At 31.6% G+C, this 3,064-nt stretch carries 2 protein-coding genes; both read right to left on the bottom strand.

Features of this window, described 5'->3' with window-relative positions; all coding sequences use genetic code 11:
* Positions 1–47 precede the first annotated feature (47 nt).
* Positions 48–2,267, bottom strand: a complete 2,220-nt coding sequence (locus Q0C58_RS04915; RefSeq protein ID WP_290698248.1) for an NADP-dependent isocitrate dehydrogenase — start codon at positions 2,265–2,267, stop codon at positions 48–50.
* 167 nt (positions 2,268–2,434) lie between these two features.
* Positions 2,435–3,007, bottom strand: a complete 573-nt coding sequence (locus Q0C58_RS04910) for a pentapeptide repeat-containing protein (RefSeq protein ID WP_290698245.1) — start codon at positions 3,005–3,007, stop codon at positions 2,435–2,437.
* Positions 3,008–3,064: the final 57 nt, after the last annotated feature.

The following is a 3,064-nucleotide window of genomic DNA, read 5'->3' as shown; positions in this document are numbered from 1 at the left end:
AAAAAAAGCTCCCTAAAGGGAGCTTTTTTTACTTCAATATAAAATTTCTATCCTAAAATACCATTTAATGTTTTACTTGGACGCATAGCTTCAGTAATTAAAGCTTCTTTTGGCTCGTAATAACCACCAATATTAACAGCAACTCCTTGTATTTCGTTAAGCTCTTTTACAATAGTAGTTTCATTATCTGCTAGTTGTTTTGCAAGTGGTGCAAATTCTTTAGCTAAGTCACTATCATTAGTTTGGTTTGCTAACTCTTGAGCCCAATACATAGCTAAATAAAAGTGAGAACCTCTATTATCTAATTCACCAGCTTTACGGCTAGGTCCTTTTTTGTTTTCTAATAAAGTTTCGGTAGCATTATCTAAAGCATCACCTAAAATTTTTGCTTTTGGGTTGTTATTGACTTGGCTAAAATGCTCAAGAGAAACAGCTAAGGCTAAAAATTCTCCTAAAGAATCCCAACGTAAGTGGTTTTCTTCTGTAAATTGTTGCACGTGTTTTGGTGCAGATCCACCAGCTCCAGTTTCAAATAAACCTCCACCATTCATTAATGGAACAATAGATAACATTTTTGCACTTGTTCCAACTTCAAGAATTGGAAATAAATCTGTTAAATAATCTCGTAAAACATTTCCAGAAACAGAAATAGTATCTAAGCCTTCTTTTATTCTTTTACAAGTAAAAATTGTAGCATCAATAGGAGATAAGATTCTTAAATCTAATCCGTTAGTATCGTGGTCTTTTAAATACGTATTTACTTTTTCTATTAATTGTGCATCGTGTGCTCTGTTTTGGTCTAACCAGAAAACAGCTGGAGTTTCTGATGCTCTAGCTCTTGTAACTGCAAGCTTTACCCAATCTTGGATTGGAGCATCTTTTACTTGGCACATACGCCAAATATCTCCAGTTTCTACATCGTGAGATAATAAAGTAGTCCCATCAGTATCTATCACTTCAACTTTACCGTTAGAGGCGATTTCAAATGTTTTATCATGAGAACCATATTCTTCAGCTTTCTGAGCCATTAAACCAACATTAGGAACAGTTCCCATTGTTGTTGGATCGAAAGCACCATGTTCTTTACAGAAATCGAAAGTAGCTGTATAAATTCCTGCATAACTACTATCTGGAATTACTGCTTTAGTATCTTGTAATTTTCCTTCTGCATTCCACATTTGTCCAGAAGTACGAATCATTGCTGGCATAGACGCATCAATAATAACATCACTTGGTACGTGTAAATTTGTAATACCTTTATCGCTATTAACCATTGCTACAGCAGGTCCATTTTCTAAAGCTGTTTTAATATCTGCTTCAATTTCTGTACGTTTAGCTTCGGGTAATTCGTTTAAGTTACTTAATAAGTTACCAAAACCATTATTTACATCAACACCTATTTCTTCAAAAGTATCACCATGTTTGGCAAATAAATATTTAAAGAATACACGAACAGCATGTCCAAAAATAATTGGATCACTTACTTTCATCATTGTTGCTTTCATGTGTAAAGAAAACAATACGTTGTTAGCTTTAGCATCTGCAACTTGTGCTTCTAAAAAGCTTAATAAAGCTTTTTTACTCATTACAGTAGCATCTATAATTTCACCTTGTAATAAAGCTAAGTTATCTTTTAATGTTGTTGCGTTTCCGTTAGCATCAGTATGTACAATTTTTACAGAAGTAGCTTCTGCTAAAGTTGTAGATTTTTCGTTATGTGCAAAATCTCCAGCAGTCATTGTTGCGACATGAGATTTAGAATCTTTAGTCCATGGACCCATAGAATGTGGATTCTTTTTTGCGTAATTTTTTACTGCTTTTGGTGCACGTCTATCACTGTTACCTTCACGTAATACTGGATTTACAGCACTACCTTTAATTTTATTATAGCGAGATTGTATGTCCTTATCTGTAGCGGTTGTAGCTTCATCTGGATAACTAGGAATCGCAAATCCTTGCTCTTGAAGTTCTGTTATTGCAGCTTTTAATTGTGGAACAGAAGCACTAATATTAGGTAATTTTATAATATTCGCTTCTGGTTTTTTAGCTAATTCTCCTAAAAAAGCTAAATCGTCAGTCACCTTTTGGTCATCATTTAAAAAATCTGGAAATACAGCTAATATTCTAGCAGCTAGAGAAATGTCTTTAGTTTCTATATTAATTCCTGAAGACTTTACAAAAGCTTCAACAATAGGTAAAAAAGAACGTGTTGCTAAAGCAGGAGCTTCATCTGTTTTTGTATAAATGATTTTTGGTGTTGTTGACATATAAATAGGATATTTTAATTCGTAAAATTCCGAAAAAGTTTCGGTTAGCAAATGTACAAAATTTCAAAACTATTTTAAAGTATGAAGTCGTTGACTTTAATGGATTTATTTAGTTAATAATTATTAGTCTTTCAATTTATTAAATTGATAATTTAAGAGGCTAAAAATTATTCAATTATAATATTGTAGTCTTTTAAAAGGCCTAAAATTTCATTTTTAGAAAATTTAGCTCCTTTTATTTTGTTTTTTGAAGGCGAAATAGAGTAGTTGTAAGCTGTTAAAAAATCTACTTTTTCTAAATTGGAGTTGTCAAAAACAGCTTGGTTTAAATCACATTTGTTAAAAATGGATTGTGATAAATTGGTTTCAGTAAAATCTGTCTTTTCAAGTTTACAATTATTAAAAGCTGTGTTGTTTAGTTTTAAATTGTAAAAAGAAGCTAGATTGAGTTGGCATTGATTAAATGTCATTGCTAATAAAAACGAATTGCATTCGTTAAAAGGTGTGCCAACTAATTTACAGTCGTTAAAAGTAACGTCTTTAAAAGCCGTGTCTCCTAATTTAACTGAGCTAAAGTTACAATTTACAAACTCACATTCTAAAAATGAGAATCCAGATAGGTATGTATTACTAAAATTACAGTTTTTAAATGTGCAATTATCGTATTCTGCTTTTGGTAGATTGTTGGTTGTATAATCTATATTAGTGTAGGTTTTATCTGAAATGAAAGGTAGATTCATTTTATAAAAGTACTTCTTTTTGTTATTTTGGCGAAAGTTGAAGTCTGCAATTGTTTA

Source organism: Lacinutrix sp. (genome assembly GCF_023299985.1).
Classification (GTDB): domain Bacteria; phylum Bacteroidota; class Bacteroidia; order Flavobacteriales; family Flavobacteriaceae; genus Lacinutrix.
The sequence above is the reverse complement of the archived record's forward strand: the minus strand, read 5'-3'. Positions and strand labels throughout refer to the sequence as shown.

What these genes read in the sequence shown, in the direction of transcription:
- Q0C58_RS04915 (WP_290698248.1), bottom strand. Translation starts at nt 2,267, where the DNA reads ATGTCAACAACACCAAAAATCATTTATACAAAAACAGATGAAGCTCCT.
- Q0C58_RS04910 (WP_290698245.1), bottom strand. Translation starts at nt 3,007, where the DNA reads ATGAATCTACCTTTCATTTCAGATAAAACCTACACTAATATAGATTAT.